The sequence below is a fragment of the Bacillus sp. NPDC077411 genome, from assembly GCF_044543425.1.
In the GTDB taxonomy this organism is placed as follows: domain Bacteria; phylum Bacillota; class Bacilli; order Bacillales; family Bacillaceae_G; genus Bacillus_A; species Bacillus_A bruguierae.
Genome location: NZ_JBITWA010000006.1, coordinates 105,617 through 121,326, shown reverse-complemented (window position 1 = coordinate 121,326; position 15,710 = coordinate 105,617). Strand labels below are relative to the sequence as shown.

Below are 15,710 nucleotides of genomic sequence, written 5' to 3'. Positions count from 1 at the left end.
TGTTGCGCGGGCAATGGATTTGCGTTGCAATCTCAGTTATCTTTGGGATTGCAACAGCTTATTCCTCTTTTTTTATCGTTCCTTTTCTTATATTTGGTTGTTATTGTGTAGTTTGTTTTTTACGTACCTCTCTTCCGATGCTCTCCTTGATTATTCTCGTGTTTGGACTTACCTATGTATATGCAATCTATGTAGATGCGCAAAATGATTCTATGCTTTCTTTTCGGGAAACAGACGTAATAGGTACAATTCAAAGTACGCCGATTATAAATGGAAATCGCCTTTCTTTCCAGTTGCAACTGAACAATGATGAAACAGTCCAGTTGTTTTACAAAATCCCTTCTCGTGAATTAAAAGAAAAATTGAAGCAGTTGAACTCTGGTATGGTGTGTACGTTTACTGGTACTTTGAAAGAACCACCATCTCCTCGTAATTTTTATGCATTTGATTATAAGGATTATTTATATAAACAGTATATTCATGCTCTTTTTGAAGCGGAATCGATTTCGAATTGTATGCAAGAAGATATTTCGTTTGTTCATTGGTTATTTTCGATGCGACAAGCAGCCGTTTCTTATATAGGAGAGACCTTTTCTGAGCAGTCAGCAGCTTTTATGAATGCTTTATTGTTTGGTGATCGTCAATATATGACGTTTGAGGTAGAAGAACAGTATCAACAGTTTGGACTTGTTCATTTGTTGGCGATATCAGGATCACACATTGTTTTGTTAACCGCAATATGTTATTTTGTATCACTTCGAATTGGTGTAACGCGTGAAAGCACAACGATGCTTCTGCTTGTTTGTATTCCGTTATATATGTTTTTTGCAGGGGCTTCACCATCTGTTGTTCGGGCATCTATAGCAGCTGTTATTGTATTCGGAGCCCTTACGCGAGCAGTGCGGGTGTCTGGAATGGATGCTTTAAGTATGACATTAATCATCATGCTTTTTTATGATCCGTATGTATTATTTAACATTGGATTCCAGTTTTCATTTGTTGGAAGCTTTTCTCTTTTGTTATCTTCATCACGTTTGCTAGCTAACGAAAACGGTATAGTGAAAAATTCTATATACCTTTCCGTTATTTCTCAATTAACAAGTACACCTATTTTGCTTTATCACTTCGGCTATGTTTCTCCTTACAGTATCCTTCTTAATATGATTTATGTCCCGTTTTTATCTTTACTTGTTTTACCGGTTTGTATTGTCATTCTTGTATGTCTTATATGTCTTCCAATTGTGTCTCAATGGTTAGCTAATCTGTTATCCCTATGCATACATGTTTCGAATGTAATGCTTCAAATGTGCGAAGCTTTACCGTTTGTACGTCTTACCTTTGGACAAACCCAGCCATTTCTCGTTGCTTTATATTGTATCAGTATTGTAACTGTTCTTTTATCATGGGAAGGGCTTATTTGGAGAAAATATCGCCTGTTGTTTCTATCGAGCTTTTTCTTTCTTAGTACATGCCACTATGCATTTCCATATGTAAATGCAAACGGAAGTGTTACTTATATTGATGTCGGACAAGGGGATGCCATTTTGATTCGCCTTCCATACAACCAAGGGACGTATTTAATTGATACGGGTGGAACGCTTCCGGTAAAGAAGGAAGAATGGCAGCAGAAAAAACATGAATTTTCTGTTGGACATGATATTCTCGTTCCTTTTTTACAAAAAGAGGGCGTGCGGATGATTGATAAGTTAATTGTGACACATGGAGATATGGATCACACGGGAGCAGTGCAAGAAATAATACAATCTATTGCGGTAAAAGAGGTTGTGTTAGGGAAAAAGATAAAATTCTCCTTACTTGAACAACAAATACAGCAGCTTGCTGCGCGAAAGAATGTACCTGTTCGAATTGTAGAAAAGGGAGATAGCTGGAAGGTGGGAGAAGCAGTGTTTTCAGTATTATCGCCGGAAGGAGAAGAAAAAGAAGATAATAATCAATCTATTGTACTTTGGACAAAAATAGGGGGATTAACATGGTTGTTTACAGGCGATTTAGAAGAAGTAGGTGAGAAACGCTTCATACAATGGTATCCAGAGCTGCGTGCAGACGTTTTAAAAGTTGGGCATCACGGTAGTAAAACGTCATCTTCTGGACAGTTTTTAGATACTGTTCAGCCGACAAAAGCCATTATTTCTGTTGGAGAGAAAAACCGTTATGGTCATCCGTATATTGAAGTATTAGAACGTCTAACGGAGCGTGGAATTGAAGTGTGGAGAACGGATGAACAAGGGGCAATTTCTTATGTTTTCCGAGGAGAAACGGGAACGTTTCACAGTAAGTTAACATATGATGAAACACAGAAAAAAAGAAGACTGCCACGTGCAGTCTTTAAGAACCGATAAATTTAACGACTGTTGCGATGATAAATAAAGTGGTAAAAAATCCGAATGAAACGATAAAGCCTACCCCTGAGTCGACAGCGTCATTACGCTTACTTTGAACGTTTTTTTCAAATTCATTCATCTTTGAATCCCTCCCAACATTCCACTTTAGTATAAAATATTGTCAGAAAAAAATCTACAATTTATCCCGTTATTCGTGGGCAGTAAGATCCTTTTTCAAGATTTTGAGAGCGGGGGACAACTGTTCATAAAAGCTTGATTGGTGCAATGCTTTTCCAAGTGTGTTAACAGTTGTCATTCATAGCCCGTAAGGTAGGTGCAAACAATAAGGTCAAGGTGGTCATCGTTATGAAATAAGATTCCCGGGGCTTATTTTGTAACGTTTTATATAGATCAAGGAACGGGTAGCTACCTGTTCCTTTGGACTTGTAAAACGGTAGCTGTCACATTACTATAAGTATATAAAGTGTTAGGGAGTAGGAAGTTACATGAGTGATATACATAAAAAAATAAAGAAAAAGCAATTCGCTTCGTTGTATTTGTTATATGGAACGGAGGCGTATTTTATCAATGAAACGCTTCGGCTTTTAACATCAGCAGCGTTAGTTGAAGAGGATCGTGAGTTCAATGTCGTTACGTATGACTTGGAAGAAGTGTACATAGAGGAAGTTATTGAGGACGCAAGGACGCTTCCTTTTTTTGGAGAACGTAAAATTATTGTTGTCAAATCACCGTTGTTTTTAACATCGCAAAAAGCAAAAATTGAGCAAAACGTCAAAGTGCTAGAAGAATATATTGCTGAACCTTCACCGTTTTCTATCCTTGTGTTTATTGCTCCGTTTGAAAAATTGGACGAGCGTAAAAAAGTCACGAAGCTCTTGAAAAAAACAGCGGATGTAGTAGAAGCAAATGCTATGCAAGTGCAAGATGTACGTAAATGGATTATAAGCCGCACGGAAGAAATGCATATTCAAATAGAAGAGGCGGCAGTTAGTTTACTATTAGAGCTTGTTGGAAGCAATGTAACGATGCTTGCTAAGGAAATGGATAAACTGACATTATATGTTGGAACAGGCGGTGAAATTACGGCAAAGCTTGTCGCAGAACTCGTTCCAAAGTCTGTTGAACAAAATGTATTTTCTTTAACAGAAAAGGTAGTAAAAAAAGATATCACAGGTGCGATGCGTATTTTAGAAGGCTTATTTACACAGCAAGAAGAGCCGATTAAACTGCTTGCGCTTCTTGTAAGTCAATTTCGTTTATTATATCAAGTGAAAGAACTTCAGCAGCGTGGTTATGGGCAAAATCAAATTGCATCGCATATTGGTGTGCATCCATATCGTGTGAAGTTGGCTATGAATCAAACAAATTCTTTTTCCTTTGAAGCGTTAAAACGAGTAATTCACGAACTTGCTGAGGCAGATTATAATATGAAGACAGGAAGAATGGATAAACGTCTTGTGCTAGAATTTTTTCTCATGCGTTTAAATCATATTGAATAGTGGAAAAATGTTCATGTAGACAACTACATGAACATTTTTTTGTAAATAAAAAACGACCCATACGGATCGTTTTTAAACGCCTTACGCGTTTACTTGTTTCGCTAAGCGAGATTTTTGACGAGATGCAACGTTTTGGTGGATAAGACCTTTACGAGCTGCTTTGTCAAGTTTTTTAGAAGCTACTTTGTATGCTTCTTTTGCTGTTTCAAGATCGTTATTGTTAACTAAAGCCTCTACAGTTTTAACAGCTGTACGCATGTCAGACTTGATAGAAGCGTTATGTGCACGACGCTCTTCGCTAAGTTTAGCGCGTTTGATAGCAGATTTAATGTTTGCCATATATTTCACCTCCCTGGTGCGATCGAGTGACTCGATTCTTACATAGAACAAGTGATATTCTATCAAACGAAGAAGAGAATTGCAATAGTGAGAACGATGAAATTTCAATATAGGAAAAGAATGTCTGAAAATAAATTGGGGAATTCTAATGAATATTGATTATAAATAGTGGAGGAGATTGTATGAGCGAACCGCTTGATTTAAGTAAATACGGGATTCGAACAGATCTTGCATTAGAAGCTCACCAAATGCTGCAAGAGAAGCAAGAAGAAAAAACTGCTATTCAAGGTGTAATTGTAAAAGAGCGCGAAGAAGAAGGGATTACAATTACAAAGGTGACGATTGATGAAAGTGCCGCTCCGGCGATGGGAAAGAAACCTGGAAATTATTTAACTTTAGAAGTACAAGGAATTCGTCAGCAAGATACCGCATTGCAACAAAAAGTAGAAGGGATTTTTGCAAAGGAATTTGCGCACTTTCTAAAAGAAATTGGCATAAGTGAAGAAGCGAGTTGCTTAATTGTTGGTCTTGGTAATTGGAATGTAACGCCGGATGCCTTAGGGCCAATTGTTGTAGAGAATGTCCTTGTTACGCGCCATTTGTTTAAGCTGCAGCCGGAAAGTGTTGAGGAAGGGTTTCGGCCTGTCAGTGCAATTCGACCGGGGGTTATGGGAATTACAGGGATTGAAACGAGCGATATGATTTATGGTGTCATTGAAAAGACAAAACCAGACTTTGTAATTGCGATTGATGCGCTTGCTGCTCGTTCTATTGAACGAGTAAATAGTACCATCCAAATTTCGGATACTGGTATTCACCCTGGTTCTGGTGTTGGGAATAAACGAAAAGAATTGAGTAAAGATACGCTAGGTATACCGGTGATTGCAATTGGTGTTCCGACTGTTGTAGATGCGGTTTCGATTACAAGTGATACAATTGATTATATTTTAAAGCATTTTGGACGTGAGATACGTGAAGGGGGAAAACCAGCTCGTTCTTTACTTCCAGCTGGTTTTACATTTGGAGAGAAGAAGAAGTTAACAGAAGAAGATATGCCGGATGAAAAAAGCCGCAATATGTTTTTGGGAGTTGTTGGTACGCTTGAAGAAGAAGAGAAGAGAAAGTTAATTTATGAAGTGCTAGCGCCGCTAGGACATAATTTAATGGTAACACCTAAAGAAGTGGATGCGTTTATTGAAGATATGGCGAATCTAATTGCGAGTGGTTTGAACGCAGCTCTTCATCATCAAGTTGATCAAGACAACACAGGGGCATATACGCATTGATTGGAAAAGGAGAAATAAGAAGTGGAGCAGTTTACACGCAAATGCATCATTGTCGTTGTTAGTGCATTTCTTATAACGTTAGCGGGTATACAAGTTGCCAATAGCGGATTGAAACGAATGAAAGGCTATAACGATCCGACATATGAGCAAATTGCTCACATAACAGGAACAAACTACGGAGAGATAGAAAAAACAATTATTGGAAATGCATTTTCCATTGAAGAAAAACAAAAACAACTAGAAGAATTAAAAAGCTTTAATATATTTGAGAGTGTGGGGAAAGGTTTGGCTTCTTTGGTGCAAAATGTCACTCGCAGCATAACATATACCATTGTTGATAAAATAAAAGGTGCATTTCATTAATGTAAAGTGTAAAAAAAGGGCTATCCTACGTACGAGTAGGATAGCTTATTGTATTTTTAGGAAAGGTTTGTCTATTGTTTACGAATTGCATATGATAAAAGTAAGAGTACTTGCTTATAACGTAACACCAGTTTTCATTGAATCTTTTTCCTTGTATTGATATAATCAGTGCTAGTGTATATTGGCGAGATTAATAGGAGTGATAAATAGATGAACAAAGAAGAAAGAGCAAAAAGGCAGTCTAAAATTCGTAACTTTTCCATTATTGCTCACATTGATCACGGGAAGTCAACGTTGGCAGACCGTATTTTGGAGAAAACAAATGCGTTAACACAACGCGAGATGAAAGCACAGTTGCTTGACTCCATGGATTTAGAGCGTGAGCGCGGGATTACAATTAAATTAAATGCAGTACAATTAACGTATAAAGCGAAAGACGGAGAAGAATATATTCTTCACTTAATTGATACACCAGGACACGTCGATTTTACGTATGAAGTATCTCGTAGTTTAGCGGCTTGTGAAGGTGCGATACTTGTTGTAGATGCGGCGCAAGGGATTGAGGCGCAAACATTAGCAAACGTATATTTAGCACTTGATAACAACTTAGAGATTTTACCGGTTATTAACAAAATCGACTTGCCAAGCGCTGACCCAGAGCGTGTTCGCCAAGAGGTAGAAGATGTAATTGGATTAGATGCATCTGAAGCTGTTCTTGCTTCTGCAAAAGCAGGCATTGGTATTGAAGAGATTTTAGAGCAAATCGTTGAGAAAGTACCAGCTCCAGCAGGTGATTCGGAAGAACCATTACAATGTATGATCTTCGATTCCTTATACGATCCGTACCGCGGTGTAATCGCATATATTCGTGTCGTAAACGGTACAGTAAAAGTTGGCGATAAAGTACGTATGATGGCAACGGGTAAAGAGTTTGAAGTAACAGAAGTGGGTGTATTTACACCGAAAACAACGCAACGTCAAGAGTTAACAGTAGGTGATGTAGGATTCTTGGCAGCATCTATTAAAAACGTAGGTGATACGCGTGTAGGTGATACGATTACACATGCAAAACGTCCAGCGGCAGAACCTTTACCAGGATATCGTAAATTAAATCCAATGGTATTCTGTGGTTTATATCCAATCGATTCTGCACGCTATAATGATTTACGTGATGCATTAGAAAAGCTAGAATTAAATGATTCTGCTCTTGAATTTGAACCAGAAACGTCTCAAGCACTTGGATTTGGTTTCCGCTGTGGATTCTTAGGATTACTTCATATGGAAATCATTCAAGAACGTATTGAGCGCGAATTTAAAATTGATTTAATTACAACAGCACCAAGTGTTATTTATAAAGTATATTTAACAAACGGTGAAGACATGATAGTTGATAACCCATCTAACATGCCGGATCCACAATCTATTGATCGTGTGGAAGAACCTTATGTAAAAGCATCTATTATGGTTCCAAACGATTATGTTGGCGCAGTTATGGAAATTTGCCAAGGAAAACGCGGAACATTTATTGATATGCAATATTTAGATGAAACGCGCGTTACTTTGACATACGAAATTCCATTGTCTGAAATCGTATATGACTTCTTTGATCAATTGAAGTCGAATACGAAAGGATATGCATCGTTTGATTACGAGCTAATTGGTTATAAACCGTCTAAGCTTGTGAAGATGGATATTTTATTGAATGGTGAGCAAGTCGATGCGCTATCTTTCATTGTGCATCGTGACTCAGCATATGACCGCGGAAAAGTAATTGTAGAAAAATTAAAAGAGTTAATTCCAAGACAGCAGTTTGAAGTGCCTATACAAGCGACAATTGGAAATAAAGTTGTGGCGCGTTCTACAATTAAAGCGATGCGTAAAAACGTATTAGCAAAATGTTACGGCGGTGACATTTCGCGTAAACGTAAACTTCTTGAAAAACAAAAAGAAGGTAAGAAGCGTATGAAGTCTGTTGGTTCTGTAGAAGTACCGCAAGAAGCATTCATGGCTGTACTGAAAATGGATGATAACTAATAAAAAGAAGCCGTACAAACGGCTTCTTTTTATTTAGGAAGCAAAAACCAAAGTATTTAAAGTTTCGGTTAATATTTAGACATCTTTGTATCTCTCCTTTACAATAGTGGTGAAGCTTTTGATTGTAAGGAGAAAAGTTATTTGGGGAAGAATGCGAATAGAGAAAGTTCGCATAGGATTACAGAAGTAAATAAACCTCCGAAATGCGGAGGTTTTCTTTTTAGAAAGGTAGGAGCAGAACTTGATACAAGCTGCATATATTCATATTCCGTTTTGTCAGCATATTTGTCACTATTGTGATTTTAATAAAGTGTTTATTGAACGTCAGCCAGTTGAACAGTACTTGCAATATTTAGAGAAAGAAATTGCGAATACAATCAACAAAACGCCTTTTAAAGAAATGAAAACGATTTTTGTTGGTGGAGGAACGCCAACAGCGTTAAATATGGAACAGACAAAGCAATTGCTAGATATTATTAATCGTCGTTTACGTCCGTTTGCGCCAAATTGTGAACTAACTTTTGAAGCGAATCCTGGAGATTTACCTAAAGAAAAATTAAATCTTTTATTAGAAGGCGGTGTAAACCGGATTAGTTTTGGTGTTCAAACGTTTCGCGATGAATTGCTAGAAAAGATTGGGCGCAGACATACGAGAGAAGATGCATTCGTAGCGATTCGGGAGGCGCAGGAAGTTGGTTTTACAAATATTAATGTTGATTTAATTTATGCACTGCCGAGGCAAACGATAGAGGATGTAAGAGAAACGTTAGATATTGCGTTTACACTTGGAGTTCAACATTTCTCTGCGTATTCTTTAATTGTTGAACCGAAAACGGTCTTTTATAATTTAATGAATAAAGGAAAACTGAGACTTCCAGGAGAAGACCATGAAGCAAAGATGTATGAAATTGTGATGGATGAGATGGAAAAGCATGGTTACCAGCAGTATGAAATTAGTAATTTTTCGAAAGAAGGCTATGAAAGTAGACATAACCTCACATACTGGAATAATGAAGAATACTATGGTTTCGGAGCTGGCGCTCATAGTTATGTAAAGGGTGAGCGAATTCAAAATGTGGGTCCATTAAAACAATATTTCGCGAAAATCGATGAGGCAGGTTTGCCGTATTTAGATGTTCATACAGTAACAGGGCAAGAAAAAATGGAAGAAGAGTTATTTTTAGGGCTTCGAAAAACAGCAGGTGTTTCAAAAATAGAATTTAGCAAAAAATTCGGCGTAGAGATGAACGACATCTTTGCGAAACAATTACATCATAATAAAGAACATGAATTGCTGCAAGAAACAAATAATCATGTCTGTTTAACAAGAAAAGGGAAGTTATTAGGAAATGAAGTCTTTCAATCATTTTTAGTGGATTAACCTAATATGAAATTTTACTGTATCCCGTTCTATATAAATTAAAAACCGACAGAAAAACCCCTTTCTTTTTTAGGGGGGGCGAGAGCATCTAGCCGCGCATAGAAACGGTCAGGGCCTTTTCCTATCATATGCAAGGTTTAAAACAGAAGGAGAACGCAAGTAGAGGTCATATTGTATTTTGTATAGCAGCAACTTATATGTCAGAAAAATAAAATGAATAAATAACAGTAGGTGCAGAAAGGTGAATTGAGAAGAAGAACCGTCTGTAAGAGCCTGATTGGCAGGGCTAATTAGCAGGAAAAACCCGTTCAGCTAAAAGTTTCACTTTATCCCGCTCAAACAGACAGTATATGAAGATGACTCAAGAAGGGAAACTGTCTGTAAGAGCCCGATTGGTTCAACTAATTAGCAGAAAAAACCCGTTCAGCTAAAAGTTTCACTTTATCTCATCACGTTTCCGTTGACAATTCAATATCAATTTTGGTAAGTTAGTAATAGATTTAGCACTCGAAACATAAGAGTGCTAACAGAGGTGATGATGAAATGCTTACGGAACGTCAGCTCTTAATTTTACAGGCGATAATTGACGATTTTATCGGATCAGCACAACCTGTTGGATCAAGAACATTAGCTAAGAAAGAAGAAATTACATTTAGCTCAGCAACAATTCGAAATGAAATGGCTGACTTAGAAGAATTTGGATTTATTGAAAAAACACATAGTTCTTCAGGGCGCGTTCCTTCTGAAAAAGGGTATCGCTTTTATGTAGATCATCTTCTTGCACCGCAACATTTGCCAAGTGAGGATGTTGTACAAATTAAAGACTTGTTCGCTCAAAGAGTTTTTGAAGCAGAAAAGCTTGCGCAGCAATCCGCGCAAATTTTATCAGAACTCACGAATTATACGGCAATTGTTCTTGGGCCAAAAGTAAGTGCGAATAAGCTGAGAAATGTACAAATTCTTCCACTCGGTCATCAAACAGCGGTTGCAATTATTGTAACTGATACAGGACATGTGCAAAGTAAAACAATCACAGTTCCGGAATCTGTTGATTTGCAAGATTTGGAAAAAATGGTTAACATTTTGAATGACAAGTTGTCTGGTGTACCGGTGTCAGAACTGCATAATAAAATCTTTAAAGAAATTGTAATGGTTTTGCGTCAGTACGTTCATAATTATGATAGTGTTATGAAAATGTTAGATGGTACATTTCAATTTCCATTATCTGAAAAAATATATTTTGGTGGAAAAACAAATATGCTTGCGCAGCCAGAATTCCATGATATTCAAAAGGTCCGATCATTATTTAATATGATTGAAAATGAAGATGCCTTTTATGACATCTTAAAGAGTAAACAAATTGGCATTCAAGTGAAAATTGGCCGTGAGAATTCTTCTGCTGTAATGGAAAATTGTAGTTTGATTTCTGCGACATACTCGATTGGAGATGAGCAGCTTGGAACAATTGCGATTTTAGGACCAACAAGAATGCAATATTCTCGTGTCATTAGTTTGTTGCAATTGTTTACAAAACAATTTACAGATGGACTGAACGGTTTGTATAAACCGAAATAATAAGAAACTTTCATTTGTGGCGGAGATAGATTCCGCTACTGATGATTAGTTGAATATAAAAAAATAGATAGCTGGGTTCGTGCGGAGTTGTGCCTGCCCTGCCTTTTTAAGGAGGTGAAAGTTGTGGAAGAGCGTAATGAACAAGTGATAGAAGAAGTAAAAGAAGCGCAAACAGAAGAAGCTGTAGCACCAGAAAATAGCGAAGAAACTGTTGAAGAAAAAAGTGAAGCTGCTCTTTTACAAGAAAAAGTAGATGAATTACAAGCGAAATTGACGGAAACGGAAGGTCGCATGCTTCGTCTACAAGCTGATTTTGAAAACTATAAGCGCCGCGTTCAACTAGAGAAGCAAGCGGCTGAAAAATATAGATCACAAAGCCTTGTGTCAGATATTTTGCCGGCTCTTGATAACTTTGAAAGAGCAATGCAAGTAGAAGCAAATGATGAGCAGATGAAATCCTTATTACAAGGGATGGAAATGGTATATCGTCAGTTGCAAGAAGCATTAGCAAAAGAAGGTGTTGAAGCGATTGAAGCTGTTGGAAATCAGTTTGATCCGCATGAACATCAAGCTGTTATGCAAGTAGAAGACAGTGAATTTGAATCAAATGCGGTTGTGGAAGAATTCCAAAAAGGCTATAAGCTAAAAGATCGTGTGATTCGACCATCAATGGTAAAAGTAAATCAATAATTACATAAATGTAGGAGGTTTAGTCATGAGTAAAATTATCGGTATTGACTTAGGTACAACAAACTCTTGTGTAGCTGTTATGGAAGGCGGAGAGCCAAAAGTTATTCCAAATCCAGAAGGTAACCGTACAACTCCTTCTGTTGTAGCTTTCAAAAATGAAGAGCGTCAAGTAGGGGAAGTAGCGAAGCGTCAAGCAATTACGAACCCAAATACAATCATGTCTGTTAAACGTCATATGGGTACAGACTACAAAGTAGAAGTTGAAGGTAAAAACTACACACCTCAAGAAATTTCTGCAATCATTTTACAAAACTTAAAAGCTTCTGCTGAAGCGTACTTAGGTGAAACAGTAACAAAAGCTGTTATCACAGTACCAGCATACTTCAACGATGCAGAACGCCAAGCAACAAAAGATGCAGGCCGCATTGCTGGTTTAGAAGTAGAACGTATTATTAACGAACCAACAGCAGCAGCGCTTGCTTACGGTTTAGAAAAACAAGACGAAGAACAAAAAATCTTAGTATATGACTTAGGCGGCGGTACGTTTGACGTATCTATCCTTGAATTAGCAGATGGAACATTTGAAGTTATTTCAACTGCTGGTGACAACCGTCTTGGTGGTGACGACTTTGACCAAGTGATCATTGATCATTTAGTAGCTGAATTCAAAAAAGAAAATAACATTGATTTAAGCCAAGATAAAATGGCACTTCAACGTTTGAAAGATGCAGCTGAAAAAGCGAAAAAAGATCTTTCTGGTGTAACGCAAACACAAATTTCATTACCATTCATTAGTGCTGGAGCTGCTGGTCCATTACACTTAGAATTAACTTTAACAAGAGCGAAATTCGAAGAGCTTTCAGCTAACCTTGTTGAAAGAACATTAGAACCAACTCGTCGTGCGTTAAAAGATGCTGGTCTTTCTCCAAGTGAATTGGATAAAGTTATTCTTGTTGGTGGTTCTACTCGTATCCCAGCTGTACAAGAAGCAATTAAACGTGAAACTGGTAAAGAACCATATAAAGGTGTTAACCCTGATGAAGTTGTAGCATTAGGTGCTGCAGTACAGGGTGGTGTACTTACTGGTGACGTAAAAGGCGTTCTATTATTAGACGTAACTCCGCTTTCTTTAGGTATTGAAACAATGGGCGGCGTGTTTACAAAATTAATTGAGCGTAACACAACAATCCCAACAAGTAAATCACAAGTGTTCTCAACAGCTGCTGATAACCAACCAGCAGTAGACATTCATGTACTACAAGGTGAGCGTCCAATGGCAGCGGATAACAAAACGTTAGGTCGTTTCCAATTAACAGACATTCCGCCAGCACCACGCGGCATTCCGCAAATCGAAGTAACATTCGATATTGATGCGAACGGTATCGTAAACGTACGTGCGAAAGATTTAGGAACAAGTAAAGAACAAACAATTACAATCCAATCTTCTTCAGGTCTTTCTGATGAGGAAGTAGATCGTATGGTAAAAGAAGCGGAAGCAAATGCTGATGCTGACCAAAAACGTAAAGAAGAAGTTGAACTTCGTAACGAAGCGGATCAACTTGTATTCCAAACAGATAAAGTTGTAAAAGACTTAGAAGGCAAAGTAGATGCAGCTGAAGTAGCGAAAGCAACAGAAGCAAAAGATGCATTACAAGCGGCAATCGAGAAAAATGATCTTGATGAAATCCGTGCGAAAAAAGATGCACTTCAAGAAATCGTACAACAATTAACTGTAAAATTATATGAACAAGCTCAAGCTGCTGCAGGAGCACAGCAAGCAGAAGGCGCACAAGGAAATGCAGGCGCAAAAAACGATAATGTAGTAGATGCTGAGTTTGAAGAAGTAAAAGAAGATAAATAATCAAATAAGTAAGATGACAAAAAGTCAAAGTCAAGCGTGCCTTGGCTTTGGCTTTTTTCACGAGTGAAGAAAAGACTGGGTATACATGGAGTCTTTTGTGTGAGAGTCCAATCTTTTTCTTTTTGCATACTGTAAGTGAGGAAACAGTGTTGCAAAGCACTTTCTTTCGATGTTAAAATTACGTTTATGTGAAAGGATTCGGGGGGTACAAACTTATGAATAAACGAGATTACTATGAGGTGCTTGGCGTTAGCAAGGGTGCTTCAAAAGATGAGATTAAAAAAGCATATCGTCGTTTGGCGAAAAAGTATCATCCAGATGTAAGTACTGAAGAAAATGCAATTGAAAAATTTAAAGAAGTGCAAGAAGCATACGAAGTATTAAGTGATGATTCAAAACGTGCGCAGTACGATCAATTTGGTCATGCTGATCCAAATCAAGGTTTTGGCGGAGGCGACTTCGGTGGAGGCTTTGGCTTTGAAGACATTTTCAGTTCATTCTTTGGTGGTGGAGGCGGTAGACGTCGTGATCCAAATGCACCGCGTCAAGGGGCAGACCTTCAATATCAAGTTTCTTTAAATTTTGAAGAGGCAATTTCTGGTAAAGAGATGGATATTGAAATTCCAGCTGAAGATCCTTGTAATACATGTAGCGGTAGCGGAGCAAAACCTGGAACTTCAAAGGAAACATGTTCACATTGTTCTGGAACAGGTCAAGTTAGCGTGGAGCAAAACACACCATTTGGTCGCATTGTGAATCGTCAAGCTTGTAGACAATGCTCTGGAACAGGCCAAATTATTAAAGAGAAATGTACAACATGTCATGGATCTGGAAAAGTACGTAAGCGCAAAAAAATTAATGTTAAAATTCCAGCGGGTATTGATAACGGTCAACAAATTCGCGTTACTGGTAAGGGAGAAGCTGGTATTAACGGCGGCCCGGCAGGAGACTTATATGTAGTAGTTCGTGTGAAAGATCATGAATTCTTCCATCGCGAAGGTGATGATATTATTTGCGAAATGCCATTAACATTCGCACAAGTAGCGCTTGGGGATGAAGTGGAAGTTCCGACAGTGCAGGGGAAAGTAAAATTAAAAATTCCAGCAGGAACACAAACAGGAACAGAATTCCGTTTAAAAGGAAAGGGTGCGCCAAACGTACGTGGATATGGGCAAGGTGATCAATACGTAGTAGTACGTGTTGTTACGCCAACGAAATTAACATCGCACCAAAAAGATTTATTAAGAGAATTTGCAGGTCAAGAAGATCATGATGATAGCCTATTTGGAAAGCTTAAGAGAGCTTTTAAAGGGGAATAATGGAAATAAAAGATGGAGTTGGTAAATTGTGAAATGGTCAGAAATTAGTATTCATACAACAGAGGAAGCAGTAGAAGCAATCTCGCATATTTTACACGAAGCAGGTGCAAGTGGCGTTGCGATTGAAGATCCTGCTGAATTAACGAAAGAGCGTGAACAACAATTTGGCGAGATTTATGCATTAAATCCAGCTGAATATCCAGCAGAAGGTGTGCTTGTAAAAGCGTATTTCCCAAAGAATGATGCTTTACAAGAAACAATTACAAATGTAAAGTCGTCCATTGATCTATTACCTTCTTATGGAATCGAGATTGGAGCAGCGACTGTATCTGTTAATGAAGTAGATGAAGAGGATTGGGCAACTGCTTGGAAAAAATATTACCATCCGGTGAAAATTTCTGATACATTTACAATTGTGCCAACATGGGAAGAGTATACTCCTTCCTCACCTGAAGAAAAAATTATTGAATTAGATCCAGGAATGGCATTTGGTACGGGAACGCATCCGACAACAACGATGTGCATCCGTGCTTTAGAGAAAACTGTCCAGCCAGGAGATACTGTCATTGACGTTGGAACGGGTTCTGGTGTATTAAGTATTGCAGCGGCTAAATTAGGTGCTGCTTCTATTCAAGCATACGATTTAGATCCGGTTGCAGTAGAAAGTGCGGAAATGAATGTACGATTAAATCATACAGAACATGTTGTAACTGTTGGACAAAACAGCTTACTAGAGGGCATTGAAGGGCCTGTTGATTTAATTGTCGCAAATTTACTAGCGGAAATTATTTTACTATTCCCAGAAGACGCAGCGAAAGTTGTAAAACAAGGTGGATTGTTCATTACATCTGGTATTATTGCTGCAAAAGAAAAAGTGGTAACAGAAGCGTTAGTAGATGCTGGTTTTACAGTAGAAGAAGTGTTAACAATGGAAGATTGGGTAGCAATTATTGCGCGTAGAGGGTAAGATAAAGTTTCCTTAATCAAGTGTTTTCAGGGA

At 37.9% G+C, this 15,710-nt stretch carries 13 protein-coding genes; 11 read left to right on the top strand and 2 right to left on the bottom strand.

What is annotated here, in order from left to right; translation table 11 throughout:
* The first annotated feature begins 2 nt into the window (after positions 1 to 2).
* A complete protein-coding gene (locus tag ACIGHG_RS10460; RefSeq protein WP_336471197.1) occupies positions 3 to 2,360 on the top strand; it encodes a DNA internalization-related competence protein ComEC/Rec2 in 2,358 nt (785 codons plus the stop codon).
* On the opposite strand, the gene ACIGHG_RS10455 is transcribed toward ACIGHG_RS10460, so the two are convergent.
* Positions 2,347 to 2,481, bottom strand: a complete 135-nt coding sequence (locus ACIGHG_RS10455) for a YqzM family protein (RefSeq protein WP_020062228.1) — start codon at positions 2,479 to 2,481, stop codon at positions 2,347 to 2,349. The two genes, ACIGHG_RS10460 and ACIGHG_RS10455, sit on opposite strands and share 14 nt — an antisense overlap.
* Positions 2,482 to 2,848: 367 nt before the next feature.
* On the opposite strand from ACIGHG_RS10455, the gene holA reads away from it, so the two are divergent.
* A complete protein-coding gene (gene holA / locus ACIGHG_RS10450) occupies positions 2,849 to 3,862 on the top strand; it encodes a DNA polymerase III subunit delta (protein WP_336471198.1) in 1,014 nt (337 codons plus the stop codon).
* 81 nt (positions 3,863 to 3,943) lie between these two features.
* Here holA and rpsT read toward each other — a convergent pair whose 3' ends face one another.
* On the bottom strand, positions 3,944 to 4,201 hold the full coding sequence (gene rpsT, locus ACIGHG_RS10445) for a 30S ribosomal protein S20 (RefSeq protein WP_020062230.1): 258 nt from the start codon (positions 4,199 to 4,201) through the stop codon (positions 3,944 to 3,946).
* A 182-nt stretch (positions 4,202 to 4,383) separates the two neighbouring features.
* Here rpsT and gpr point away from each other — a divergent pair, with 182 nt between their 5' ends.
* The 9 genes from gpr to prmA all read left to right on the top strand — a co-directional run bounded on the left by gpr (position 4,384) and on the right by prmA (position 15,677).
* Positions 4,384 to 5,487, top strand: coding sequence for a GPR endopeptidase (gene gpr / locus ACIGHG_RS10440; RefSeq protein WP_336471199.1), 1,104 nt, complete (start codon positions 4,384 to 4,386; stop codon positions 5,485 to 5,487).
* Between the two features lie 21 nt (positions 5,488 to 5,508).
* Entirely contained in the window at positions 5,509 to 5,850 is a 342-nt protein-coding gene (locus tag ACIGHG_RS10435; RefSeq protein ID WP_336471200.1) for a DUF3679 domain-containing protein, read from the top strand.
* A 210-nt stretch (positions 5,851 to 6,060) separates the two neighbouring features.
* Positions 6,061 to 7,884, top strand: coding sequence for an elongation factor 4 (lepA, locus tag ACIGHG_RS10430; RefSeq protein ID WP_336471201.1), 1,824 nt, complete (start codon positions 6,061 to 6,063; stop codon positions 7,882 to 7,884).
* Between the two features lie 241 nt (positions 7,885 to 8,125).
* Positions 8,126 to 9,265 (top strand): radical SAM family heme chaperone HemW, encoded by a 1,140-nt coding sequence (gene hemW, locus ACIGHG_RS10425; RefSeq protein WP_336471202.1) that lies wholly within the window; start codon positions 8,126 to 8,128, stop codon positions 9,263 to 9,265.
* Positions 9,266 to 9,808: 543 nt separating this feature from the next.
* Positions 9,809 to 10,840 carry a heat-inducible transcriptional repressor HrcA gene (gene hrcA / locus ACIGHG_RS10420; protein WP_336471203.1) on the top strand — a complete coding sequence of 344 codons (1,032 nt, stop codon included), beginning with the start codon at positions 9,809 to 9,811 and terminating at the stop codon, positions 10,838 to 10,840.
* Between the two features lie 123 nt (positions 10,841 to 10,963).
* Positions 10,964 to 11,530, top strand: coding sequence for a nucleotide exchange factor GrpE (gene grpE / locus ACIGHG_RS10415; RefSeq protein ID WP_336471204.1), 567 nt, complete (start codon positions 10,964 to 10,966; stop codon positions 11,528 to 11,530).
* 25 nt (positions 11,531 to 11,555) lie between these two features.
* The gene (dnaK, locus tag ACIGHG_RS10410; RefSeq protein ID WP_336471205.1) at positions 11,556 to 13,391 is read left to right on the top strand and encodes a chaperone protein DnaK; all 1,836 of its coding nucleotides are present in this window, start codon (positions 11,556 to 11,558) and stop codon (positions 13,389 to 13,391) included.
* Positions 13,392 to 13,606: 215 nt separating this feature from the next.
* On the top strand, positions 13,607 to 14,710 hold the full coding sequence (gene dnaJ, locus ACIGHG_RS10405; protein ID WP_336471206.1) for a molecular chaperone DnaJ: 1,104 nt from the start codon (positions 13,607 to 13,609) through the stop codon (positions 14,708 to 14,710).
* A 28-nt stretch (positions 14,711 to 14,738) separates the two neighbouring features.
* Positions 14,739 to 15,677 carry a 50S ribosomal protein L11 methyltransferase gene (gene prmA / locus ACIGHG_RS10400; protein ID WP_336471207.1) on the top strand — a complete coding sequence of 313 codons (939 nt, stop codon included), beginning with the start codon at positions 14,739 to 14,741 and terminating at the stop codon, positions 15,675 to 15,677.
* Positions 15,678 to 15,710 lie beyond the last annotated feature (33 nt).

Bases quoted from the DNA above. Each gene is read 5' to 3' on its own strand.
- dnaK (WP_336471205.1), top strand. From the start codon at position 11,556: ATGAGTAAAATTATCGGTATTGACTTAGGTACAACAAACTCTTGTGTA.
- hrcA (WP_336471203.1), top strand. From the start codon at position 9,809: ATGCTTACGGAACGTCAGCTCTTAATTTTACAGGCGATAATTGACGAT.
- lepA (WP_336471201.1), top strand. From the start codon at position 6,061: ATGAACAAAGAAGAAAGAGCAAAAAGGCAGTCTAAAATTCGTAACTTT.
- dnaJ (WP_336471206.1), top strand. From the start codon at position 13,607: ATGAATAAACGAGATTACTATGAGGTGCTTGGCGTTAGCAAGGGTGCT.
- ACIGHG_RS10455 (WP_020062228.1), bottom strand. From the start codon at position 2,481: ATGAATGAATTTGAAAAAAACGTTCAAAGTAAGCGTAATGACGCTGTC.
- holA (WP_336471198.1), top strand. From the start codon at position 2,849: ATGAGTGATATACATAAAAAAATAAAGAAAAAGCAATTCGCTTCGTTG.
- gpr (WP_336471199.1), top strand. From the start codon at position 4,384: ATGAGCGAACCGCTTGATTTAAGTAAATACGGGATTCGAACAGATCTT.
- rpsT (WP_020062230.1), bottom strand. From the start codon at position 4,201: ATGGCAAACATTAAATCTGCTATCAAACGCGCTAAACTTAGCGAAGAG.